Source organism: Bacillus sp. MN7755, assembly GCF_054771475.1.
On the sequence record NZ_BTRL01000021.1, the window covers coordinates 59,701 to 83,479 of the forward strand.

Sequence of the window (23,779 nt, forward strand, 5' to 3'; positions counted from 1 at the left end):
TTTCCACCTCTTTTATGAACAGACTCAAATACATCTTCCCATTACAACCGTATTATAATACTGCTCATCTGAAAGCCTTTTATCATTTTTCAAAATTCCTTCTACTTCAAAACCTAATTTTTTATAAAGTTGAATGGCTTTTTCGTTTGTCTCTAATACTTGTAATGATATCTTTTTCACTTCATTTTCATCAGCCCTATGAATAGATTGTTGCAATAGACTCTTGCCCATTCCATATCCCCAAAACTCTCTTAAAATGCAAACGCCAAACTCCACTTTATGAGATAATCTCTTAAAATTTGATCCTTCACATCTTGAAAATCCAACGATTCGATTGTGCACTTCTGCAACTAAAAAGAGATTCTTAGTCTCTTCACTATCTGTTTTTATTATTTTTTGAAATCCTAGATCATCTATAAATCCCTCTCCAGCATCTCTATCCATATTTTCAGTTTCTCCATCAATCTGAACTCTAATTTTCGATAACTGCTCTGCATCTTTCTCAGCTGCAGAACGAATTGTATAAGTTAGTCCATTTATATGAAATTCTTGTCCTTTTATAATCATTTCAAACTCCTTTTAAACGCAGTCTATTGATACTATTACAATTTCTTTACCTTGTTTCTCGAATTCTTGAATCGTTTTTTTACTTGCCTCTTCATCTGTTATTATAAGGTCAATTTCTTTCAGTAAAACTCCATTTATAAAGCAGTCTATTCCGAGTTTATTATGGGGTGCTAAACAAATATTCTTTCTAGCAATCTTACTTACTGTTTTACTAAAATAAGCAACTTCCGGCGTTGCAGTACTTATACCATTCAATGAAATGCCACCACCTGTAGAAAAATTAAGATCAATAGAAAATCTACTTATTAACTCTGAGGCAAGTGTATCTGTCATATTTCCTGATGGTTTCACCTTTCCACCAATTAAGTACGTATCTACATTCTTATACTCCCGTAACTTACTAGCAATTTCTAAAGCATTCGTAATAACTGTAAATGATGTTTCAGGTAAATATTTTAACATGGCATAATGAATCGAAGCTCCACCAATAAAAACGGAATCTCCTTCTTGTATATAAGAAGCTGCGATTTTTGCAATTGCGTCTTCATATACAGAACCATTACTATAACGTTCAAATGGCTTGGCAGCTAAATTCCTTACTCTAGCAAGTTCAATTGCACCTCCATGTGTTCTTTTTAACAAGCCATCCTTCTCCATAATAGACAAATCTCTTCTTATAGAATCGATAGACATATCGAAACATTCCGCAAGATCCCTTGCGATTACCCTTCCATCTTTCTTAAGTAACTCTAAAATTTTCTCTCTACGCTCTTCAGTAAACATGTGCCCACCGCCGTTATTGAAGATTCTGAAATCTCATCCTTAGTTTAATTATATGCATGTCTCTTCCGTTTTACAATATTTTCAATTCTTATTCACTCCGTTTTATTCAGCTTTTTCCCTATTTCTATTCCGTTAACTGGACAACGAAATAAATGTATATTTGCATATTCCACAAATATACTTCCATTTACCTTCCTATTGCTGTAAAATTATTCCTATGTTTTACTTTTTAACACAGAAAGGAATTACTATGAAATCTATAATTAAAGTAACTTGTACAGCATTATTATTTACAGGACTAATGGCAGGATGTAATGGGAATACTGCACCAAAACAAGAGAAGAGCGCTCTTGAAAAGAATGCAATGCACTATGGAGAAATATTTAAAAACGAATACTATAGAGCAACTGTTGAAAATGCTAAATTCGAAAAAATAGACAAAGAGTGGCGTCTCACAGCTCGCGTTACTATAAATAACGCTCGTGTTGACGGACAAACGATAGATCTTTCAGAAATAAAATATTTCATAAAAGATGACAAAACGGGTGGAAAATACGAAGGTGAAGTTATACAAAATGAAAATGCTAAAAAAGTTCCATCTGAATTTTCTTTAACTACTGACATTGAATTTAATATGAAAACTTCACCAAAAGATTTAAATAATATGTATTTATACATATATAGCAAAGCAGCGCCGTTAACAGATACATATTGGAAGCTTGATAATTTAGTATCTAAATAGAAGACCAGTCTTACATGACTGGTCTTTTTACATTCATACATTTAACTTTCATTAACACTTATATTAATTTTCTAATAACAACTTGAATAACATCAGCTAAACCAGTGTGCCCTTTCCCTTCAATTCGCTCTTGTTCGCCATTAAAGAAATGAATTACCTTATGTTCTTCACACCAAGTAAGGATATCAATTGGATCATACAGCATATCAACATCTTTTGGTCCACCAGTACCATAGTTTATTTGTTTTTTTGAGTAAACTTCAAACATAATTAATCCACCAGGCTTTATCGTTTGTATCATTTTACCTAATATCATTTTTTTATAATCATCATGAAAATGTCCAAATACCATAATTGCTGCATCATATTCATTTTCTGGCAAACTATCAGCTAATAAATCTACTTTTTTTGTATGCACGTTTACGTTATGCTTCTCTGCCAATTTTTTTGTCTTTTCTAATCCATCTTCCGAATAATCAATAGCTGTTACTTTATGCCCTTGTCTTGCTAGAAATACAGCATTTCTACCTTCTCCTTCTGCGAAAGCTATTACTTTATTATAATTTGTTAAACGAAATGCTTGTTCTTTAATAAACGCATTAGGTTCTTCCCCATAAAAATATTCATCTGATTTATATCGATCATTCCAAAAATTATTCATCTTCTTTTCCCTTTCTACATATCATTTTTTAGTTAGAACCGCTCATCTGTAATATCACTATTAATAGTTATTGCTGCTTTATTCCCATTTGATGCAGCAATAATTAATGAGGATGGCCCTTGAGTCGTTGTTTCTCCTGCTAAGTAAATATTTTTTTTTGAAGTACGTCCAAAATCATCAATTACAAAAGTTCCATTACTTTGTAGTTCACAACCAAGTTGTTCTATAAATTGATTTGCTCTAAAGAAAGTAGGTACTATAAATCCTCCAGCTCTTTCAATCCGTAAACCTGAATAAAACTCTACTTCTTTTAAAAAACCTCCTTCACCTTGTAGTGCACGTATAGGTTCTGTAATAAAAGGTATATTTTTATTAGACAGTTCATCCATAGTAATTTGACTTAGCTCATTGCCATTTGTTGCGATTACTAAATCAGTAGACCAGTTATAAACTAATTTTGTCATATGCAACGTATAATCTTCGTTTTCAGAAATAATAATGAGCGGTTGATCTTTTAATTCCCATCCATCACAATACGGACAGCTAAATAAGCTTTTCCCATAGTATTCTCGAACATTAGGAATAGATGGGAATTCTTCCTGTATGCCCGTCGCTAATAAAACTCTTTCTGCCAAATATTTTGTGTGATCTTTGGTCACAACCTCAAATAAACCATTGGATTGTTTCGTTATCATTACAACTGTTTTTTCATAATAATGAACTGATGGATACTTCATCAATTCATTTAATCCTATTTCCTTAAACTCTTCCGGTTTAATCCCGTCACGCGTAATAAATCCGTGAGAATTTTGTGTTACACGATTCCTATTCGTTTTATTATCAAATAACGCTATTTGTTTACGAGCTCTTCCTAAAACTAAACTCGCATTAAGTCCGGCTGGTCCTGCACCTATTACTGCACAGTCTATATATTTCATAAGCAAATATCCTCCATAAATGAATAAATTTAACTATAATTAAAGATATTAAAGAGTCCTTTTATCTTTAATATCTTTAAAAATAAAAGCGGATTAAAAATCCACTTTTATTTTTTTCGCAAGATCTACAATTTTTTGATTTCTTAACTCTTCTTCCATTTTCTCTTCTGCTGCGAGCATTGCTTCATTAATTAAACATCCAGGTTTTTCATGTAAACAACATTCAAATAATGATGTTTTACCTTCAATCGCATGTATAATATCTAAAAATGAAATATCTTCCCAATTATGACTAAGCGAATAACCACCTTTTGGACCAGATGATGAATGTATCATCCCTTCCTTCGTCAACTTAGTTAGTATTTTAGACAAGTATGTTGGTGAAACATTTTGCATTTCTGCTAATTGGTGAACACTAACTAACTTATTTGGTGTTGCCTTTGCCAGAAAAAGCATTGTATGAAGAGCATAATTTGTAGCTTTAGAATATTTCATAGTACGGCTCCTATTGTAGACTTCATATATCTATAATAACTCTATTTCTTTATCCTGTCAAACATTTGTAATACTCCATACAAAATTACATCTTCTCCAGTAATACATCTGCTGCGCAAATCGTTACTTCTCTAAATGGGCAATCAAATAAAACTCCTAGTTCGAAACTATCTTCAGCAAGGTCTATTTCATGACATAACCACCAAGCACCTTCAAAATTTTCCGGAATAGAACATTTCGTTACTCCTGTAAAAGTTACTTGTAGTTTATCAAATTCACTGAAAGTACCACTGCAATCTAAAGTTATAATTAGCGTATCCTCTGATCTTCTCTCTACTGATTTGACTACACTGTCATGTAGTGAGTATTCATGTAGTTGAACGACATTCTGCGCGAGCCTTTCTTTTATAGAATTATAATTCTCTATATAAGCTTGCTCTAAATCATTCATTCTTTTTTCATAATCTACTGTCCACTCAAGCACAAGTTACTTTAATTTTTCCGATGGGTATTCTCAATTAATTGTATTGTTATAAATGTATGGATGTAATGACTTAGGTAGAAACTTTAATAACTCTTCTTTCTTTTCTTCCACGTCTTCTCTCAAACTTTGCTTATAATCCATTCCTGCCTTTTCGCTCTCTCGCAAAATCTCTTCCCATTCTTCAATAGTTTCTGAGAAAATTAAAAATCCAGATACTTGCATTTCTTTATACCAATCTCTAGTGAAGTACTTCAATGGCAGCCCCCTAAAACATTTTAAAATCCAACAAAAGCAATATATCCACTTATTATATCATTCCAATAACCATTTTTTCTAAAGAAAAAATGTAAAACTTTAAATATTCCGCCTTTTATTTCTAAAACTTCAGAATATTTACAAAAATCAATAATTAGACTACATTTTACTAGTACAAAGATTCATCTGTACAAAAATCTTAAACAAAAAGGGATGGTTATATGTTGAAGAAATTAGTAGCAGGGACATTAGTAGCTGGATTTGCATTAACTGGAGGATTAGGTGCAGTAAGTGCTGAAGAAAAAAGTAACACAATCAAATCATTTGATTATTTAAAAGTGGATGAACAAAATGTTTCTTCCTTTGCAAAATTAAGTGATCAAGATAAGAAAGACATCCAAATTACTATGGTATTACCAGAGCAAAATGAAAATGGAGATTGGTTAGCTTATGGTTTTACTAATAGAGAAACATTGGATGCTTATATTGAGAAGGATAAAAAAGCGCTTAAAAATAAAATTAATCCTTTAGGTAGCGGCGCTGGTAGTACTGATTTTTATGAACATATAAATAAAGGCGGACAATATATTTACTGGAGTAGCGGCTTTAAAAACTTACCTTCTAGCTGGAATGACAGAATTTCTTCTGTAAGCACAGCATCACCTTCTGCAAGTTATTCAACGACACTTTGGGAGCATACTTCTACACAAGGATATGGGAAAGGTGTTGTATTTAAACACGCTGATTGGTATGGTAAAACTGCTAATTTAGCTCCTGAATGGAACGATAAAACTTCAGCTATTGACATTAAAAAATAATAGAGGATTTAATTTCTTCTATAAAAATCCAAACCACTATTCTCTCATTCATCTAGAGAATAGTGGTTTATTATAATTCCATTTAAGCATGTACAGCATGTCCTACAGCTTGCAATAGCGCTTCATGAATCGCTTCAGATAAAGTTGGATGGGCTGCAATATAATCTCTCATTATATCAGCGGTAACTTCCGTATGAATCATTACAGTTCCTTGTCCGATTAATTCGGTTGCACGAGGACCAATAATAGAAATCCCTACAATTTCTTGATATTTAGGTTCAACAATAACTTTTACTTTACCCGTTTGTTCTCCAATAATAAGTGCTTTACCGTTTGCCGTAAAAGGAAATTCTCTAATAAGAATATCACCATATTGCTCTCTTGCTAATCTTTCACTTAAACCGACGCTAGCAATTTCTGGTGCTGTATAAACACAGCGAGGTACAGCATGATAGTTTACTTTTATATCTTCTCCGCTCGCGTGTAATGCTGCTGTCGTTCCTTCATGGAAGGCAACATGAGCAAGCTGGATTCCCCCAATCACATCACCAGCTGCGTAAATATGTGATATGTTTGTTTGCATATGTTCATTCACAGAAATTCCTTTATTCGAAAATTGAATGCCTGCTTTTTCTAATCCTAACTCTTGTACACGTGGTTTTCGACCTACAGAAACGAGAACAAATTCTGGATTGGCTTCTTGGATACTTCCTTCGTATTCAAATGAAGCCTGCTTTTTATAATTATTTAATCCTTTTAAAGCTGCTCCTGTAAATATTTCTACGCCATCATTTTCTAGTTTCCCTCTTAAAATGTGTGCGATATCTTCATCTTCACCTGGTAATAATTGCGGTTCCATTTCAACAATCGTAACTTTTGTTCCAAGACGACTATAAATACTTGCAAATTCACAACCTATTACACCACCGCCAACGATTAATAATGATTTCGGTATGTTTTCTAGAGACATTGCATGGGTACTATTTAAAATCCACTTTCCATCAAATGGAGCAAAAGGTAATTCAGTTGGTTCTGAACCTGCCGCTATAATAAACTGTTCTCCATCTACTACAGCTTCTTTATCACTGTGCATAACTCTCACACGGTGATCCGTTTCAAATTTTGCTTTCCCTTTTATTACTTTAATTTTGTTTTTCTTCATTAAATATTGAATTCCTTGTACGAGCTGCGTTACAATTTGTGACTTCCTTCCCTGTATTTGCTTCCAATCAATTGATATACTTCCTTTGTTAAGCTTAACTCCATAATTATTCGCTTTTCTCACAATGTCATGCACTTCAGCACTTTCTAACAGTGATTTCGTAGGCATACACCCAACATTTAAACACGTACCACCAAGATCAGCTTCATCAATAAGAGTGACGTCTTTACCATTTTGAGCCGCGGTAATTGCCGCTACATAACCAGCAGGTCCGCCCCCAATTACAACTAATTTACTCATTCTCTCACCTTCTCTTTATAAAAGAATTGTTACAGGTTCTTCTAAATAGCATTTAATTGTGCGTAAAAATGCAGCTGCTGGTGCACCGTCTAATACGCGATGATCGAATGTTAAACTTAAAGGTAACATACTTCCTTTTCTTAATTTTTTTCCTTTATATACAGGAACATGTTCAATCGCACCGACACCTAAAATACCAGTTTCAGGTGTATTTAATACTGGCGTAAAATATTCAATACCAAAGCTTCCTAAATTACTAATTGTAAATGTTGTTCCTTGCATATCGTCGCTATTTAAACTGCCTGCTCGTGCCTTTTGTGCTACATTCTTAATCTCTTTAGATAACTCTACTAAAGGTAGATTATTTGCAAAGCGAATAGCTGGAACGACTAATCCTTTTTCTAATGAGACTGCCATGCCTAAATGAACATGTTCAAATTGATGAATTACATCATCTATATAAGCGCTGTTCATTTCTTTATGCTCTCCAAGTGCTAATACAACAGCACGAGAAACGAAATCCGTAATGCTTAGTTTGTTATCATATCTTTTTTGTACAACTTCCACTATTTCTTTATGTAAAGCAACTAAATCTGTAACATCTACTTTCATCGTTAACGTTAGTTGCGCGCTATTTTGTAAGCTTGCATGCATACGATTTGCGATTGCTTTTCGCATACCTGTAACAGGAATCACTTTACTTTCTTCTTGTTCAAGTACTTCTGGTATTGCTACTCTTTCTTCAAGCGCCTTTAATACATCTACCTTTGTAATTCTTCCACCAGGACCTGTACCAAGTAATGATCTAATATCAAGGTTTTCAGTTTTTGCAATTTTCTTCGCTACTGGAGATATTTTAACTCTTTGCTTCGTCACATCTATCACATATGGTTCTAGATGTTGGACCTTTTTAGGTTCTGGATTAGATGTTTTTTCTTCTACAACATTTGTACTTTCATAGACTTCTACTTTTTCGTTCGGTTTACCGATATAGCAAATTACAGTGCCAGGTGGAACTCCCTCATCTTCACTTACAGCTATATCAAGAACAGTTCCATCAGCTGGTGCTTCTATCTCTGTTTCAATTTTTTCTGAATTAATACTAGCGATTAATTCTCCTTTTGCTACATTATCACCCGCTTTAATATTCCAGCTCGTAATAATACCTTCTTTCATCGCCATACCTAACTTCGGCATTACAACTTCTACAGCCATGCTTCTCTCTCCCTTCTCATCGTTTCATTACACATGTAATAAAGATTGGTCTCCGATCATTTCTGATACAGTTTCAATTACTTTTTCTGGCGTTGGCAAATACAACTTTTCAAGCGGTGGTGAGAACGGAACAGGTGTATGTGGTGCTGTAATTCGTTTAATAGGTGCATCTAATAAATCGAATCCTTTATCCGCTACAATTGCCGCAATATCTGCTGCGATACTACATCTTGGGTTTGCTTCATCAATAACGATAAGACGATTTGTTTTTTCAACAGATGCTAAAATCGTATCTTCATCAAGCGGTGATAAAGAACGTGGATCAATTACTTCTACTTCAAGTCCCTTTTTTGTTAATTGCTCAGCAGCAGCGAGCGCAGTATGAACTTGTTTTCCAATTGCAACGATTGTTACATCAGTACCTTCACGTTTAATATCTGCTTTTCCTAAAGGAATTGTATAGTACCCTTCTGGTACTTCGCCTTTCATATTGTAAAGTGTTTTATCTTCAAAGAAGATTACTGGATCATCATCTTCAATTGCCGCTAATAGTAAGCCTTTTGCATCATACGGAGTGGAAGGAACGACGACTTTAATACCTGGAATACTTGTAAATAATGCGTATAAACTTTGTGAATGCTGCGCTGCTGCACTAAATCCAGCACCGTGCATCGTACGTACTGTAACTGGAACTTTTGCTTTACCACCGAACATATAGCGGAACTTTGCACCTTGGTTTAATACTTGATCAAGACAACTACCGATAAAGTCATTAAACATTAATTCAGCTATCGGACGTAAGCCTGTTGCCGCCGCTGCCATCGCAGCTCCCATGTAACCCGCTTCAGAAATTGGTGTATCTAAAATACGATTTCGGCCAAACTCTTGTACTAGCCCTTTCGTCACGCCAAGTACACCGCCCCACGCTTCATCATCTTGCAAGTGATCAACTTGTGCACCACCTGCAACGTCTTCTCCTATTAAAATTACATTTTCATCACGACGCATTGAGATTTTCATCGCTTCATTAATTGCAGTTGACATACTTACTGTTCTAGTCATTATTTTTCACCCTCCTCTTATTTGTAAGAAACGTATACATCTTTTAATAATTCTTCATCCTCTGGATATGGACTATTTTCACTAAATTCAATTGATCTTTGCACTGCATCATCTACTGCTTTCTCCATATCAACAAGTTCAGATTCTGTTAATAAACCTTCATGAATTAAATGTTTACGGAAATTCACAATCGCATCTATTTCATTTAAATGTTTTTCTTTTTCCTCTGCAGTTTTATATGTTTGTGCTTCACCCTCAAAATGACCGTAGTTACGATATGTCATACATTCAATTATTGTTGGGCCACCGCCATTACGCGCGCGTTCCACCGCTTCTTCGGCAGCTTTGTATACTGCAAGTAGATCTTTTCCATCTACTTGCATACCTGGAATATTATAAGCTTTTGCACGATCAGCAATAGAGTCACAACTTGAAGCATATTCAAATGTCGTTGCTTCACCGTAACCGTTATTTTCAGCGATAAAAATTACTGGTAACTTCCAAATCGCTGCTAAATTAATGCCTTCATGGAATGTTCCTTCATTATTTGCTCCGTCACCGAAGAAACAAACACTTACATCTTTCGTTCCTTTATATTTAGCTGTTAGTGCTGAGCCGCAAGCAAGCGGGAAACCGCCACCTACAATCCCATTTGCACCAAGCATTCCTTTATCTAAATCAGCAATATGCATGGAGCCGCCTTTACCTTTACATAAACCTGTCGCTTTCCCAAAAAGTTCAGCCATCATACCGTTTAAATCACAGCCTTTTGCGATACAATGTCCATGTCCTCTATGCGTACTTGTAATACTGTCACTATCCGTTAAGTGGGCACATACACCAACTGCTACCGCTTCTTCACCTGCGTATAAATGGACGAAACCTGGCAGCACGCCTTGAGCGAACAATTCATGCACCTTATCTTCAAACTTACGAATCTCTAACATTTTTTCATACATCCAACTAGCTTGTTCTTTCGTGATTTCATTTCCTTTACTTTCAGTTGTTTTTAACATGTCCAGCCCTCCTATTTTCTTGTTCATCTTTTATATTGCAAGTACTGTGCCAAATTCTAATCCTTGATTTAATAGGTTTTCTCTTTACTTTCATAATAAAAAAGTGGACAAAATGAGACATCTGTCTCGTTTTGTCCACTTTTGTTCACCTAATTTTAGAATTATTATGTTATTCATTATCAAAACTCTTCTGTAACTTCCGGATGTAAATAATTTGACCAATATGATACGCATTATGAGTTGTTACATTTGCTAGCACTTCCCACCACTTAGCGGAAACTGGAAATCCAATTACATCACTTTCAACCTTCTCTTCATTGATAAGCTTTTGCCATTGTAACAGTTTCTCTAGTAGTTTTTCTCTTAACTCATCGAAGGTTTGATTATCTGAAAGCATAAAACTTTTGTTATTATCACCAATAGCGGGCACGGCATTAACATTCGCTTCTTTATACCTAGTTTGCCACGTTGAATTCCAATACAGTAAATGTTGTACAATTTCAGCTATACTATTACTCTCTTCATTCGGTTTCCAGAAAGCTTCTCTCTCAGATAGATCTTTAACTGCATCTGAAAATGGAATATACCAACTGGGATCGTTCGCATTCGCTAATAACTGATCTGCTAATACATCTTTCACTTGAGCCATTTTTCTTCCCTCATTTCATTATCATATTAATATACACTACTCTATATACGCTGATTCCCTATAAACCCCTTTTTTACATACGAATTGATTTCATAATGAATATAAGAATAATAGATTTTCTTATTATAACTGGTTATGATAAAAGAAAAAGAAAGCGAGCAAAAAATGAATAAAAAAATCGCAGTTATAACCGGGGCTTCAAGTGGGTTCGGTCTTTTAACAACAATTGCACTTGCGAAAAAAGACTATTTAGTTATCGCTACAATGAGAAACCTTAAAAAACAAGTGAACTTAATATCTCAAGCTAATCAACTCAACTTGCAGCAAAACATAAAAATTCAACAATTAGATGTAACCGATCAAAACTCTTTACATAACTTTCAATTATTTTTAAAAGAAATAAACAGAGTAGACCTTCTTATAAATAATGCAGGATATGCAAATGGCGGCTTTGTAGAAGAAATTCCAGTAGAGGAATACCGTAAACAATTTGAAACGAACCTTTTTGGCGCTATTTCAATTACTCAGCTTGTTTTACCTTATATGAGAGAACAACAAAGTGGAAAAATCATTAATATAAGCAGCATTAGTGGTCAAGTTGGATTCCCTGGTCTATCCCCTTACGTTTCTTCAAAATATGCATTAGAAGGATGGAGTGAATCCCTTCGTTTAGAAGTACAACCTTTCGGAATAGATGTTGCATTAATTGAACCTGGTTCTTATAACACGAATATTTGGGAAGTTGGTAAACAACTAGCTACAAACCAATCTGATACTACTTCTCCTTACAAAGAATATATGGATAAAATCCAAAAACATATTAATAGTGGCAGTGATACATTTGGTAATCCGATAGATGTTGCTAATAAAATTGTAGAAATTGCAGAAGCAAAGCGTACAACATTACGATATCCAATTGGAAAAGGTGTAAAATTTATGTTCTTAGCAAAGAAGATTCTTCCTTGGAGATTGTGGGAATACCTTGTTTTGAAAAGTTTAAAGAAGATGTAATTTTTTTGAAAGAGGTGCTAATTATATGTTAGGTTTACCTTATGGCAAAGTGTTTTTAGTTCCGTGGACTGAAGAATGGGAAATTGAATTTATGAAAGAGAAACAATTCATTGAGGAACAAATTGGCGAACATATTTTAGCAATACACCATATTGGTAGTACTTCCATTCCTCATTTAAGTGCAAAACCAATTATTGATATTGCAATCGAATTAGAAGATTATAAGGACGGTTTAAAATGTATTAAAAAGTTAGAACTACTACACTATAAATACAGAAAAGATATACTGCCAGAAAGATACTATTTTAATAAAGGTGAGCCAAGAACTCATCAAATTCATATGTATGAGAAAGGGAATAAATATTTAATAGAACAATTACAATTCAGAGATTACTTAATAGACAATAAAATTTCTCGAATACAGTATGAACAGTTAAAAATTCAACTTTCACAAGCTAATCCTAATGATAAACACCAATATGCAGAGGATAAAACAAATTTCGTTAAATCTATTTTAGCTAAAATAAAATAAGAAACCATTTAGCAGTAAATGGTTTCTTATTTATTAGTTATTTCATTATTTGTACCATTATTAATGAATTTATTATGTAGCAGGTGGAACGAAATAAAATAGTATTGAAAGCATCAATATAAATGCAACCATTCCCTTTATCGAAAGTATATATTCTTTTGATTCTCTATCATACTTCCATTCCATCCATGCTCTTAAAGTCCATGATATCCCTAAATAAGTGAACATGACATAAGCCGTTTTAGCGTTTTCAAATTTAAACATATAATAACAACTACTTATTACATAAATAATAATAAGCCCTATTTCTAATTTTACATGTAAACTATTCACATGCTTATATCCAAAGAAGCCTCTTTTCTCCATATTTAATTTTTTTCTTAAAAACTGTTCTATAAAGTAACCACCTATACCAAGTCCAATAATAATAATCAAAATTGTAGAAGTACCCATTGCTATCTCTCCTATTACTTTATTTATCTTTAGTAATAAAGTGGACTATATTACGGTTATTCTCTTCTAAATAACTTACAATTCCTTCAGGATATGTTGGTTTCTCTTTTAATTCCTTTATGCTCTTCCATATTAATATAATATCTTCATGTTCTTTATGTCTTATTTCATTTGTAATCATCTCTTCAACCGTTCCCCTATGTATTAATGTACAATGATGTCCTTTTTCGTTGTTCCACTCGAAAATATGCTCATTTACAACAGCTAGCTCTTGGACATCAATCTTCAAATCGTATTCTTCCATTAATTCTCTTATTATCGCTTCTTTTGCTGTTTCACCAAATTCAATAGAGCCTCCTGGAAAACGATAAAATGATTCACTTAAATCACATTGTACAAGTACTTTAGAATAATCTTCATTTACAATCATTGCTTCAGCACGTAATTTAGGCATTTTCATTTTGTCTCCCCATTCATTTCATATATGTCTAAATCCAATAGGTATAAAAGAAAAGATTAAGCATAATCCCTGTTATTATTAATAGAGGAACCGTTCCTAAAGAAATGACATATTCCCTCGATTCTTTATCAAATTTCCACTCCATATATGATTGAAAGCAGTATAAAGTTATTAAAAATAAAATGGGTAAGTTGCTAATATAAATAGGATTTAAATTGGCACATATCATCGTAACAATTATATAAGAAACTATAAGAACCCTAATACCCCATTTATGAGTGTTGTTTACATATTTACTATTCCATCCTGTTTGTTTCGGTATATTTAATTTTTTTCTCACTACTTTTTCCAAAACAACTAAGAATATGATCCATACTATTAATAAAATTCCTTTAACTAAAAACAGTGATGTCTCCTCCTTTACTTTTTATCTGGCTGATCACTCGGATAAGTAGCTTTTCCTTTATTATCAATGTCCCAACTAATAATTGTCGCACTATCGCGTCCGAATTGATGATGAACGTGCTCTAATACATGATGAACACTTTCTTCAAGTTTTATATTATTTCTATTCATATCATTATATAGATTTAATGGCGATTCATATCGGCGGTCCCCACATTCTAATACCCCATCTGTCATCATTACAATTCGATTCTTTCCAGTACGTAATTCACGAATTCCTGATGAATAGCAAGAAACAGGTAAATCAAATGTGTTTACATTTCCAATCCATTCGTAAAAATGACGTTGATTTAATGCATATTGCCCTAACTTATGTAACTCTTCATGAAATAAATAAACTAAACAGTCTCCAATAGATAGCCACCATAGATAATTTTCTTTTCTTACACATAGTAAGCAAGCTGTTTCACCTTTAATTATTTTGCACTGTTCCTTAAATGAAGAGGACTGAAAAATTGTAAGTATATGATTTTCAAGAGATCGAAACACAGTTTCAATTGGTTCTTTCATAATCGTTTTTATATTTTCATACTCTTTTTCAATTGTATTTACTACTAAATCAACACTTTCTGCACTATTATGTCCATCTAGTATAGCTGCAAATTCCCAATTACCATTTGACCAAACTAACGCACCATCTTCATTCTTTTTTGCTCCTGCGCTTATATTCCCACCATATGTACCAAGCAAGATGTCACCATATTGCTTTACCGAAATTTCGTCTAAACACATTTCCCTACTTCCAATCCATGAATATTGTCTATTATTTGTTGTATGCATATTAACTCACCATATACTTTCGTATTCTTTCACATAGTTTTTTGATTTCTTCTGCGTCACCATAAGGCGCACCTGTCCATTTCGCTACTTCAGTCGGTGACCAAAACTCTTTTGGTGTATTTGTATAACGCGGTATGATGTGCATATGCATATGTGGTACACCATTTCCTGAAACAAAAGTGTAAATATGTTCTGCACCTTCACTTTCTTTTAGCGCTTTACTCATTCTACTAGTTATAAGTCCGAATGCTTTCGCCTCATCTTCAGTTAATTCAGCTAGACCAGGTACATGTCTTTTTATGTCAATCATTATATAACCAAGATATGTTTCCTCACTATCCCAATGGACATGTCCAACGTATATAAGATCATCTTCTTAAATAGCACCACCTGGAACTATAATATTTCCTTTATGTTTTTCACAAATAAAGCAGTTTTGTTCTACTTGTTTGTTTGTTGACATATCCATCACCATCCTTTTTATATATAATATCATAAAAAAAGGAAAAAAAGGTTTTATATTCCGAATATTCGTTCTTTTAATGTAACAATTTTTGAAATGAATTTACAACCTCATTTTTTCTTCAAAAACGCAATTCCAATTACAAGCCCAATCACAATTCCGATTACTAAATTATTTGTAAAGTACCCTTGGAATACACCGATTACAACCCCTATACCGACGCCTATTGCCAAGGCATCATTTCTTTTTATATTTTTAGCCAAATTGCATCTCCTCCCATCATTTCTCCCCTAATAATATCCATTTACATGACGTCGCTGTCTCCTAATATATTCGCTATTCCACTTAATAATTTCCAAAAAATGTACTTTATTACTTATACATTTCCACCACATAATCCTCTTCTTAAAAAGAGATTTTCAAGTCGCTATTAAATAAACATATCGTTATTCATCGAAGAATTAAATCAATGAAATAACAACAAAACCAAGTTTTTGCGTCAGCTGGTGGTTCTGTTATTGTTCGTATTTGATCTTTTCGAATATAAAAAAACACACTTTGTATAATAAAGTGTGTTTTCTTTTTATCTTCTTTTTTGATGAAATCCTTGTGTAATGCGGTCTAATATAATCGCAATGACAACAATAGCTAGTCCTGCTTCAAATCCCATCCCGATATTAACTTGTGTTACAGAGCGGTATACATCAACTCCAAGACCTGGTGCTCCTACAAGAGATGCTGTTACAACCATTGATAACGAAAGCATAATGCTTTGGTTCACACCAGCCATGATTGTTCCAGTTGCGAGTGGTAATTGTACCTTAAATAATTTTTGTGATGCGGTAGAGCCAAACGCATTCGCTGCTTCAATTAAATCTTCTGGAACTTGTCTAATTCCTAAATCAGTAAAACGAATTGTCGGTGGCATTGCAAAGATTACTGATGCAATAATCCCAGGTACTACACCTACTCCGAAAAATGTAATCGCAGGAATAAGATATACGAAAGCTGGCATTGTTTGCATAAAATCTAATGTCGGTTTTAAAAATTTTGAGAAGCGTTCATTTTGCGAAGCTAAAATTCCGATTGGGATACCTACAATGATTGAAATAATAACAGATGTAAGTACAAGTGCTAATGTTTGCATCGTTTGTGCCCAGTAGTTAATATTTAAAATAAATAATAAACCGATCAGTGTAAAAATAACTAAAGATAATTTTCTCGTTGTGTACCAAATGAGGAAACAAAGGATAATAATCATCAATATGGCTGGTATTATTATTAAAAAATTAGTGAGTAAATCAACGAATCCTCCAATAATATAAGAGAACCCTCGGAATACGCCTTCAAAGTGCTCATATAAACTTGCAACAAATGAATCGACCCATTCCCCTAATGGAATACGCGGAATACTATTCATCGTCTTTCACCTCTTCCTCAATGTTTCCTGCAAGAGCTTGAATGACACTTTCACGTTTAATGATTCCTCTAAGTCTTTTCTTCTCATCAATTACGGGTAACGGATATTTCATCTCCGCCATCTTTGCATATGTTTCCTCAAGTAAAGTATCCAAATAAACATGCGGAATATCGTTAAGTAATAAATCAGCAATCGGCCACTGTTTTTGCACTGCTTTACTCGCATCATCCGCAGTTAATATACCTAAAAATTCATACTTTTTGTTGACAACATATACAGTAGAAACACCTGCATTCCTCATAATTTGAAGTGCTACACGTGGTCCACGATCAATTAATAATGTCTCCGGTCGTTTTAATATAGATTCTGCCGTAATTACTTTTCCTAAATTCACGTCCGCCACGAACTTCTCTACAAATTCATTGGCAGGACTCATCATAATTTCTTCTGGTGTTCCAATTTGGACAACTTCTCCATCCTTCATTAACGCAATTCGATCACCAATTCGAAGAGCTTCATCCAAATCATGTGTAATAAATATGATTGTTTTCTCCATTTTATCTTGAAGTTCTAATAACTCATCTTGCATTTCTTTTCGAATAAGTGGATCTAACGCACTAAATGACTCATCCATCAATAAAACATCTGGGTCATTCGTTAGTGCCCTTGCGATTCCAACACGTTGCTGCATTCCACCACTAAGTTGACTTGGATAGTTATCTTTATGATGATCTAGTCCAACTAATTTCAAAGATTCTAACGCTTTTTTCTCTCGTTCCTCAACTGGAACTCCTTGTATTTCTAAACCATATGCAACGTTTTGTAAAACGGTACGATGCGGAAATAGAGCGAATTTCTGAAATACCATGCTCATTTTCGTTCTTCTTACTCTCCGTAATTCTTCTTTTCCCATCGTTGCGATATCTTCACCGTCTATGTATATATGGCCTGCGGTTGGTTTAATTAATTGGTTTAACATACGAACTAACGTAGATTTCCCGCTACCAGACAAACCCATAATAACAAAAATTTCTCCAGTATATACTTCGAACGTTGCCTTTTTCACACCAACGTTCATTCCTGTCTCTTTTAAAATATCCGATTTACTTTTTCCCTCTTTTAATAAGGAAAGGGCTCTTTGCGGATGTTTCCCGAATACTTTTGTTACGTTTTCAACACGCACCTTTGTATTATCCATGTCACTACTCCTTTTCTACCCATCTATTCACATAGTGTTGCGATTTTGCAAAGAAATATTACATAAAAATGACATTCATAAGATTTCTTTAAAATTCTCGTTTCCGTTCATAATAAGAATGCTTACTTATACATTTATTTAAAAAGACAAACGTTCCTTAGGAGGTTTTCAATGAGAAAGAAAATATGGCTTATATGCCTTGCATTATTTATTACTATGATTTTCACCTCATGTAATGCAACAAATGCAAATTCGAAAGGAAAAATTAAACTTGGTGTAACAAGTTGGAAAGAAAACATTGCAACAGCAAACATGTGGAAAGTTTTATTAGAACAAAAAGGCTACAAAGTTGAACTCATGTATTTAGAAAAAGCGGCGATTTGGACTGGTGTCGCTCGTGGTGATGTTGATGCTAATTTAGAAGTATGGCTACCCGTTACGGATAAACCGCTAAACGATCGTTATAAAGATGATATTGTCTTAAAATCAAAATGGTATGAAGGTACTGGACTAGGTTTAGTCGTACCTTCTTATGTGAAAAACATAAACAGTATCGAGGATTTAAATACTCATAAAGATGAACTAGATAATAAAATTGTCGGTATCGAACCCGGTAGTAGTCTTATGAATTTAACGAATAAAGCAATGAAGGAATATGATATTAAACTAAAACTTGTCCAATCTTCTGAAGCAGCGATGATGAGTGAACTAAAGAAAGCATATACGAAAAAGAAACCAATCGCTGTTACGCTTTGGAATCCACATTGGGGCTTTTCAGAATTTGACTTAAAATATTTAAAAGACCCTAAGAAAGTATATGGTGAAAAAGATGACATTTATTACTCTGTTCGTAAAGGTTTCGAAAAAGATCATCCGGATATCGTGAAATACTTTGATAAATGGAAAATGAACGATGAACAGCTTGGTACATTAATGGTCATGTTAAATAAAACGAAAGATCCAGAAAAAGCTGCTCGAAATTGGATTAAAAAGAATCAATCGTTAGTTGATGAATGGATTAAAGATTAAAAAAACAGGCTAGAGAATTAGCATATTCTCTAGCCTGTTTTATGTTATTTTTTCTCAACGACCCCATCAACAATCCCATATTCTTTAGCTTCCTCTGCTGTCATAAAATAATCTCTTTCCGTATCATGTGCTATTTTTTCGATTGGCTGTCCTGTTCTGTCAGCAATAATTTTATTAATGTCATGCTTTAATTTCAATATTCTTTTTGCTGTAATTTCGATTTCTGTTGCTTGCCCTTTTACACCGCCAAGTGGCTGATGAATCATGATTTCACTATTAGGAAGGGCAAACCTTTTTCCTTTTGCGCCAGCTAATAGTAAAAGGGCACCAAATGATGCTGCTAAGCCCATACAAAGCGTTTGCACATCCGGTTTAATAAGATTCATCGTATCTAATATTGCAAATCCCGCTGTCGTTGAGCCGCCAGGACTATTAATATACAGGAATATATCTTTCTCCGCGTCTTCCGCTTCTAAAAATAATAATTGCGCTACTACACTGCTCGCAACCTGATCATTAATCTCTGAACCGATTATAATAATTCGGTCTTTTAATAACCTTGAATATATATCATAGGAACGTTCTCCTAATTTCGTTTGTTCTACTACATATGGAATTGCATTCATTTTAAATCCCTCCAATAATTGTTATGCCGCGCAAAGCATACAACTGTAGGAAGAAGGGTTTTTCGCATTAAATAATAAGACTGGCTGTTTAGATGGTAACTTAGTAAAATCAATTGTCGGAAGAAGTTTGGTTAATAATTCCGGCCTTTCTTCACGAATAGACGTTACTACAACTTCAATATCATCTGTGAATTCGACTATCTCAATCCCTTCTTCACTTACAGTTTTCAGCCTATTTCTACTCCGAAATAAAGAAGCTTTCACTGCCCCTTCCGATACGGAACATACTTTAGCAATATCAGCGATACTATATTGAAAAACATCCTTTAATAATAAAATTGCGGATTGCTGGACATTTAATGAAAATAATACTTTCCCTACCATTTCATGCAAATCCGCAATTTTTTCATGTGGTTCTTCAAAAGTAATTTGGTCTCTTATTTTTTCATGAACTGATTTTGACTTTATTTGATCTAACCAACGATTTCTAGCTATTTTATATACAAGCGTCATACAAATATCTTTATCACTATATTTTTGAAGAACTTTACAAACTGTTTCTTGGGCAAGATCTTCGCCGTCCCATTTGTTTTTCGTTAAAAATGTACAGTACCTTTTCAATTCTCCATATTGCTCAATTAAAAAGTTTATATTTGAATGATTCATATCGATATGATTTTTTAAAATATGAGTTACTTTTGTGCACAAAATAACCACTCCTTTTCAGCGCTTACTTAATTAACGATTCAACAAATAAAAAAGTTACGGGGCATATAAAAAAATTATGTTTATGTTCAATAATTCGCGGTCATAAATATGTTATGTACAATTTTACGTGAGGAGGAATAAATTTGCCAAAATTAACAATTGAAGGTGCAGGAACTTTTGATGTAATAGAAGGCACAAAGTTAGTATTAGCGATTGAAGACAACGGTGTAAACATACTTCATCGTTGCGGCGGAAAAGCACGTTGCACAACTTGTAGAGTAGAAATTATAGCGGGTGATTTTTGTGAAGCGAGTGCGAATGAAAAAAATGCGATGACGGAAAAAGGGATTGAGGATCATTTACGATTATCTTGTCAAATGCGTGTACATAAAGATTTAGTCGTTCGTCCGGTACTTACAGTTGAGAATTCAGGTCTTGATGCTGGACCACGTCCGGCGGAATAAAGCGATGAATCTAAAACAGCTCGCAGGTGAATATGCTGCAAACTTTGTAAAAGATGGAATGACAGTTGGGCTTGGCACAGGTTCAACTGTATATTGGACGATTCAAAAATTAGGTGATCGTGTAAAAGAAGGGTTATCATTTCAAGCTGTACCGACATCAAAGGAAACAGTGGCATTAGCACAGCAATTAAATATCCCATTGATTTCGTTAAACGACGTACAAAGTCTTGATCTTACAATTGATGGAGCTGATGAAATTGATCCTAATTTACAGCTTATTAAAGGCGGCGGTGGTGCATTACTACGAGAGAAAATTGTAGCCTCCTCCTCGAAAGAACTTATAATTATCGCTGATGAATCAAAAGTTGTGACACGTTTAGGAACTTTTCCATTACCTGTTGAAATCATACCTTTTTCATGGAAACAAACCGAAAGTAAAATCCAATCTTTAGGATGTCAAACAACATTACGCTTAAAAAATAATGTAACGGTTATAACTGATAATAATAACATGATTGTCGATTGTATATTCCCTAATCATATATCTACTCCTTCCGATTTACACAAACAATTAAAAATAATTACTGGTGTAGTTGAAACCGGATTGTTTGTTAATATGACTAGTAAGGCGATTATTGGAACAAAAAATGGGATTAAGGAATTATCATGAAAGCTGACTCTTACAGTCAGCTTTTTATATTTTCTCTTTATTGCGTAACATTATGATATACTATGAAAACAAAAGCACATCACACTAGAAAGGACTGAACAATTTGCACTCCAAACTCATAACAGAACTTACAGATTTAGAAACTGCCTTTCACATTCGAAAAGAAGTATTTGTAAAAGAACAAAATGTCCCACTTGAAGATGAATTCGATATGTTTGATGAAATCGGAGAGACATGTAAACATATTTTAGTTTATTATAATGAGCTTCCTGTAGGTACAGGTCGTATCCGATTTGTTGATGGTACTGGTAAATTAGAACGCATTTGTATTTTAAAAGACTATCGTAAATACGGTTTAGGAAAAGTAATTATTCAAGCGTTAGAAGAAATTGCTCGCAACAAAGACGCTACAAAAGTAAAACTACACGGTCAAACACAAGCTGAAGGGTTTTATAAAAAACTAGATTATCAAACTTCTTCTGATGTATTTATGGAAGATGGAATTCCGCATATACTTATGACGAAAATATTATCATAATAAAAAGGGTAGTATATGAAACTACTTTATGTATTCATATACTACCCTTTTTTATTAATAGAAAAATGAATTCTCAAGATGTCCTTTTGCATCAAAGCCCATTATCTCTTAGTTCATACCTCGGTAAAGCTTATATTGTTTTCCATAATGATAAGGCATAAATCCAATTTGGATCCCCATTTCCTTTATAACTCTGGACTGCTTCATATACTTTTCCCTCGTGTAGAACTCTATCTCCCTTTTCATATGCTTTCTTTGCATCCCACTCTTCATATGAAGCGCTTTCAGTTTTTGTAGTAATTGTGAATATATCACTCTGTACAGATTCATTTCCAGCTCCATCAACAGCTTTCACTACATATTTATAAGTAGTATTAGGGAGTAAATTTTTATCCATATAAGAAGTCGTATTGGATGTTGCAATCTTTTTCATCGATCCTTCTGTTTCTCTATAAATATCGTAATGGTCTACACCAATATTATCGTCAGAAGGACTCCACATTAGATCCACACTTGACGTTGTTGTTCCCATACTATGTAATCCTTTTGGTTGTGTTGGTGCTTCTGTATCAGGAGCCTCAACTGTCGTTTTCACTGTATATGCTGCACTTTCTTTCGAGACATTTCCAGCTGTGTCAATCGCTTTTACAGTATAAGAATATTCCGTACTTGGTTGTAATTTTTTATCAATAAAATGAGTGCCCGGTACAGTGTCGATCATCTCTCCGTTACGGAAGATTTGATATCCTTTTACCCCTACATTATCCGTAGAAGCGTTCCATGCTAGTTCTACACTATGCGCTGTTACTTTTTGTTCCTGAATTCCATTTGGAATACTTGGAGCTTCTGTATCTGGTTTTACGTCATTGATGAGATTAACATCAATTACATTATAAAATGCATTTGCAGTATCAGCTACATCCCATACTGCTAAAATCACATGATATCCACTTCGATCAGTAGGTACATTGATTTTGTGAGTTAAATTATTTGAGGCTGCAGAACCATCATGTTGTACAGTTCCAATTGGTTCAAAATCTGCTCTTGTGAGCGCTTTATTTGGATTCCATCCTTTTTTTGTAATATAGTAATGCCATTTACTCGTTAAATGAGGCGCTGTATACTTCCAAGTAAATGTATTTTCACCACCTGTGATTGTATTTTTAAACCAACGATTGTCTGCTTGTTGATCTAAAATACCACCAAATTTACCACTTGCAGAAGCGATTTGCCCATCAACTGGGCCACCTTGCGGGAATCCTTTTGGTGCTTCTAAGCTTTGCGGTTCATACATAACACTTCCGCAATTTACATTTAGTGCACCATAAGTTGGACTACATAAAGCAGATCGGCTGCCAGGCTTTTCAACAAAACCGTGCGCGTATGCGTTTTGAGGAATAAGTGTCGTACCAATAATTCCAGCTGTTAATGCAACAGCTCCTAGACTTTTTTTGTTCATTTTCATGTTTTGTAGTTGTTTTAAAAATCGATTATTCATGTTCCTGTCCCCTTCTTGTTATACTTTGTAGTGTAATGTGAGCTTTGATGTAAAAGAATAACGAGAGACAATCTTGTATCGATGTATGTGTTAGTTATGCATACACCGCAGTGAAAATATATTTCTATTCATGTGAAACATTTCACTTAATGAATATATCATGACATAGAAATCAACAAAACATGTGCAGAAGTTGTGCAGAAAATGTGAAAGCATTACTAACACGTAATACTATGGCCAGAATTTATAAAACAGGATATTTAATCTTTCAATGTAATTGATTCTCCGCTTTATATAACAGAAAAGTGTCTATACCA

At 33.9% G+C, this 23,779-nt stretch carries 27 protein-coding genes and 3 pseudogenes; 8 read left to right on the plus strand and 22 right to left on the minus strand.

Going from position 1 to position 23,779, the window contains the following annotated elements; genetic code table 11:
• Window positions 1-24 precede the first annotated feature (24 nt).
• Both ACYVEC_RS22845 and ACYVEC_RS22850 read right to left on the minus strand, forming a co-directional pair.
• On the minus strand, window positions 25-567 hold the full coding sequence (locus ACYVEC_RS22845) for a GNAT family N-acetyltransferase (protein ID WP_199677815.1): 543 nt from the start codon (window positions 565-567) through the stop codon (window positions 25-27).
• Window positions 568-579: 12 nt separating this feature from the next.
• Window positions 580-1,350 carry a DeoR/GlpR family DNA-binding transcription regulator gene (locus ACYVEC_RS22850; protein ID WP_098556406.1) on the minus strand — a complete coding sequence of 257 codons (771 nt, stop codon included), beginning with the start codon at window positions 1,348-1,350 and terminating at the stop codon, window positions 580-582.
• Window positions 1,351-1,600: 250 nt separating this feature from the next.
• Between ACYVEC_RS22850 and ACYVEC_RS22855 the strand changes: the two genes are divergently transcribed.
• Window positions 1,601-2,092: a hypothetical protein gene (locus ACYVEC_RS22855; RefSeq protein ID WP_460508452.1), complete on the plus strand. Its 492-nt coding sequence runs from the start codon at window positions 1,601-1,603 to the stop codon at window positions 2,090-2,092.
• A gap of 58 nt (window positions 2,093-2,150) precedes the next feature.
• Here the strand turns inward: ACYVEC_RS22855 and ACYVEC_RS22860 are convergent, their stop codons facing one another.
• The 4 genes and pseudogenes from ACYVEC_RS22860 to ACYVEC_RS22875 all read right to left on the minus strand — a co-directional run bounded on the left by ACYVEC_RS22860 (window position 2,151) and on the right by ACYVEC_RS22875 (window position 4,925).
• Complete coding sequence (locus tag ACYVEC_RS22860; protein WP_063221420.1) at window positions 2,151-2,753, minus strand: class I SAM-dependent methyltransferase; 603 nt, start codon at window positions 2,751-2,753, stop codon at window positions 2,151-2,153.
• A gap of 32 nt (window positions 2,754-2,785) precedes the next feature.
• Complete coding sequence (locus ACYVEC_RS22865) at window positions 2,786-3,691, minus strand: NAD(P)/FAD-dependent oxidoreductase (RefSeq protein ID WP_460508455.1); 906 nt, start codon at window positions 3,689-3,691, stop codon at window positions 2,786-2,788.
• A 93-nt stretch (window positions 3,692-3,784) separates the two neighbouring features.
• Window positions 3,785-4,186: an Rrf2 family transcriptional regulator gene (locus tag ACYVEC_RS22870; RefSeq protein WP_000877648.1), complete on the minus strand. Its 402-nt coding sequence runs from the start codon at window positions 4,184-4,186 to the stop codon at window positions 3,785-3,787.
• Window positions 4,187-4,271: 85 nt separating this feature from the next.
• A pseudogene (locus ACYVEC_RS22875) lies at window positions 4,272-4,925 on the minus strand (DUF4085 family protein).
• Between the two features lie 221 nt (window positions 4,926-5,146).
• On the opposite strand from ACYVEC_RS22875, the gene ACYVEC_RS22880 reads away from it, so the two are divergent.
• Complete coding sequence (locus ACYVEC_RS22880; RefSeq protein WP_063221424.1) at window positions 5,147-5,743, plus strand: hypothetical protein; 597 nt, start codon at window positions 5,147-5,149, stop codon at window positions 5,741-5,743.
• Window positions 5,744-5,825: 82 nt separating this feature from the next.
• Here ACYVEC_RS22880 and lpdA read toward each other — a convergent pair whose 3' ends face one another.
• The 5 genes from lpdA to ACYVEC_RS22905 all read right to left on the minus strand — a co-directional run bounded on the left by lpdA (window position 5,826) and on the right by ACYVEC_RS22905 (window position 11,147).
• Entirely contained in the window at window positions 5,826-7,205 is a 1,380-nt protein-coding gene (lpdA, locus tag ACYVEC_RS22885; protein WP_460508459.1) for a dihydrolipoyl dehydrogenase, read from the minus strand.
• A gap of 15 nt (window positions 7,206-7,220) precedes the next feature.
• Window positions 7,221-8,420: a dihydrolipoamide acetyltransferase family protein gene (locus tag ACYVEC_RS22890; protein ID WP_063221426.1), complete on the minus strand. Its 1,200-nt coding sequence runs from the start codon at window positions 8,418-8,420 to the stop codon at window positions 7,221-7,223.
• Between the two features lie 27 nt (window positions 8,421-8,447).
• On the minus strand, window positions 8,448-9,482 hold the full coding sequence (gene acoB, locus ACYVEC_RS22895; RefSeq protein ID WP_063221427.1) for an acetoin:2,6-dichlorophenolindophenol oxidoreductase subunit beta: 1,035 nt from the start codon (window positions 9,480-9,482) through the stop codon (window positions 8,448-8,450).
• Window positions 9,483-9,499: 17 nt separating this feature from the next.
• A complete protein-coding gene (gene acoA, locus ACYVEC_RS22900) occupies window positions 9,500-10,498 on the minus strand; it encodes an acetoin:2,6-dichlorophenolindophenol oxidoreductase subunit alpha (RefSeq protein WP_098556398.1) in 999 nt (332 codons plus the stop codon).
• 169 nt (window positions 10,499-10,667) lie between these two features.
• The gene (locus ACYVEC_RS22905) at window positions 10,668-11,147 is read right to left on the minus strand and encodes a DinB family protein (protein ID WP_063221429.1); all 480 of its coding nucleotides are present in this window, start codon (window positions 11,145-11,147) and stop codon (window positions 10,668-10,670) included.
• A 165-nt stretch (window positions 11,148-11,312) separates the two neighbouring features.
• Here ACYVEC_RS22905 and ACYVEC_RS22910 point away from each other — a divergent pair, with 165 nt between their 5' ends.
• Together ACYVEC_RS22910 and ACYVEC_RS22915 are read left to right on the plus strand one after the other, a co-directional pair.
• The gene (locus ACYVEC_RS22910) at window positions 11,313-12,158 is read left to right on the plus strand and encodes an oxidoreductase (protein WP_063221552.1); all 846 of its coding nucleotides are present in this window, start codon (window positions 11,313-11,315) and stop codon (window positions 12,156-12,158) included.
• 25 nt (window positions 12,159-12,183) lie between these two features.
• Window positions 12,184-12,690, plus strand: coding sequence for a GrpB family protein (locus ACYVEC_RS22915; protein ID WP_063221430.1), 507 nt, complete (start codon window positions 12,184-12,186; stop codon window positions 12,688-12,690).
• A gap of 72 nt (window positions 12,691-12,762) precedes the next feature.
• Here the strand turns inward: ACYVEC_RS22915 and ACYVEC_RS22920 are convergent, their stop codons facing one another.
• The 8 genes and pseudogenes from ACYVEC_RS22920 to ACYVEC_RS22955 form a co-directional block, all read right to left on the minus strand.
• Window positions 12,763-13,143: a DUF4181 domain-containing protein gene (locus ACYVEC_RS22920; protein ID WP_460508466.1), complete on the minus strand. Its 381-nt coding sequence runs from the start codon at window positions 13,141-13,143 to the stop codon at window positions 12,763-12,765.
• Between the two features lie 19 nt (window positions 13,144-13,162).
• On the minus strand, window positions 13,163-13,603 hold the full coding sequence (locus ACYVEC_RS22925) for an NUDIX domain-containing protein (RefSeq protein ID WP_063221432.1): 441 nt from the start codon (window positions 13,601-13,603) through the stop codon (window positions 13,163-13,165).
• A gap of 28 nt (window positions 13,604-13,631) precedes the next feature.
• The gene (locus ACYVEC_RS22930) at window positions 13,632-13,955 is read right to left on the minus strand and encodes a DUF4181 domain-containing protein (protein ID WP_080468295.1); all 324 of its coding nucleotides are present in this window, start codon (window positions 13,953-13,955) and stop codon (window positions 13,632-13,634) included.
• Window positions 13,956-14,023: 68 nt separating this feature from the next.
• Window positions 14,024-14,848 carry a PP2C family serine/threonine-protein phosphatase gene (locus ACYVEC_RS22935; protein WP_080468296.1) on the minus strand — a complete coding sequence of 275 codons (825 nt, stop codon included), beginning with the start codon at window positions 14,846-14,848 and terminating at the stop codon, window positions 14,024-14,026.
• Window position 14,849: 1 nt separating this feature from the next.
• Window positions 14,850-15,323 (minus strand): annotated as a pseudogene (locus ACYVEC_RS22940) (HIT family protein).
• Between the two features lie 98 nt (window positions 15,324-15,421).
• Window positions 15,422-15,591 (minus strand): annotated as a pseudogene (locus ACYVEC_RS22945) (septum formation initiator).
• A 303-nt stretch (window positions 15,592-15,894) separates the two neighbouring features.
• Window positions 15,895-16,731: an ABC transporter permease gene (locus ACYVEC_RS22950; protein ID WP_063221434.1), complete on the minus strand. Its 837-nt coding sequence runs from the start codon at window positions 16,729-16,731 to the stop codon at window positions 15,895-15,897.
• The gene (locus tag ACYVEC_RS22955; RefSeq protein WP_063221435.1) at window positions 16,724-17,929 is read right to left on the minus strand and encodes a quaternary amine ABC transporter ATP-binding protein; all 1,206 of its coding nucleotides are present in this window, start codon (window positions 17,927-17,929) and stop codon (window positions 16,724-16,726) included. Before ACYVEC_RS22955 ends, ACYVEC_RS22950 begins: the two co-directional genes overlap by 8 nt.
• 171 nt (window positions 17,930-18,100) lie before the next feature.
• Here ACYVEC_RS22955 and ACYVEC_RS22960 point away from each other — a divergent pair, with 171 nt between their 5' ends.
• A complete protein-coding gene (locus tag ACYVEC_RS22960; protein ID WP_063221436.1) occupies window positions 18,101-18,958 on the plus strand; it encodes a glycine betaine ABC transporter substrate-binding protein in 858 nt (285 codons plus the stop codon).
• 44 nt (window positions 18,959-19,002) lie between these two features.
• Here the strand turns inward: ACYVEC_RS22960 and clpP are convergent, their stop codons facing one another.
• Both clpP and ACYVEC_RS22970 read right to left on the minus strand, forming a co-directional pair.
• Entirely contained in the window at window positions 19,003-19,584 is a 582-nt protein-coding gene (gene clpP / locus ACYVEC_RS22965) for an ATP-dependent Clp endopeptidase proteolytic subunit ClpP (protein WP_001992188.1), read from the minus strand.
• A 21-nt stretch (window positions 19,585-19,605) separates the two neighbouring features.
• On the minus strand, window positions 19,606-20,292 hold the full coding sequence (locus ACYVEC_RS22970; protein WP_063221437.1) for an RNA polymerase subunit sigma-70: 687 nt from the start codon (window positions 20,290-20,292) through the stop codon (window positions 19,606-19,608).
• 143 nt (window positions 20,293-20,435) lie between these two features.
• Between ACYVEC_RS22970 and ACYVEC_RS22975 the strand changes: the two genes are divergently transcribed.
• The 3 genes from ACYVEC_RS22975 (at window position 20,436) to ACYVEC_RS22985 (ending at window position 21,964) form a co-directional block, all read left to right on the plus strand.
• The gene (locus tag ACYVEC_RS22975) at window positions 20,436-20,756 is read left to right on the plus strand and encodes a 2Fe-2S iron-sulfur cluster-binding protein (protein WP_063221438.1); all 321 of its coding nucleotides are present in this window, start codon (window positions 20,436-20,438) and stop codon (window positions 20,754-20,756) included.
• Between the two features lie 4 nt (window positions 20,757-20,760).
• Window positions 20,761-21,426 (plus strand): ribose 5-phosphate isomerase A, encoded by a 666-nt coding sequence (gene rpiA, locus ACYVEC_RS22980; RefSeq protein WP_063221439.1) that lies wholly within the window; start codon window positions 20,761-20,763, stop codon window positions 21,424-21,426.
• 103 nt (window positions 21,427-21,529) lie between these two features.
• On the plus strand, window positions 21,530-21,964 hold the full coding sequence (locus tag ACYVEC_RS22985) for a GNAT family N-acetyltransferase (RefSeq protein WP_063221440.1): 435 nt from the start codon (window positions 21,530-21,532) through the stop codon (window positions 21,962-21,964).
• Between the two features lie 130 nt (window positions 21,965-22,094).
• On the opposite strand, the gene ACYVEC_RS22990 is transcribed toward ACYVEC_RS22985, so the two are convergent.
• Window positions 22,095-23,462, minus strand: a complete 1,368-nt coding sequence (locus ACYVEC_RS22990) for a lytic polysaccharide monooxygenase (protein WP_063221441.1) — start codon at window positions 23,460-23,462, stop codon at window positions 22,095-22,097.
• Window positions 23,463-23,779 lie beyond the last annotated feature (317 nt).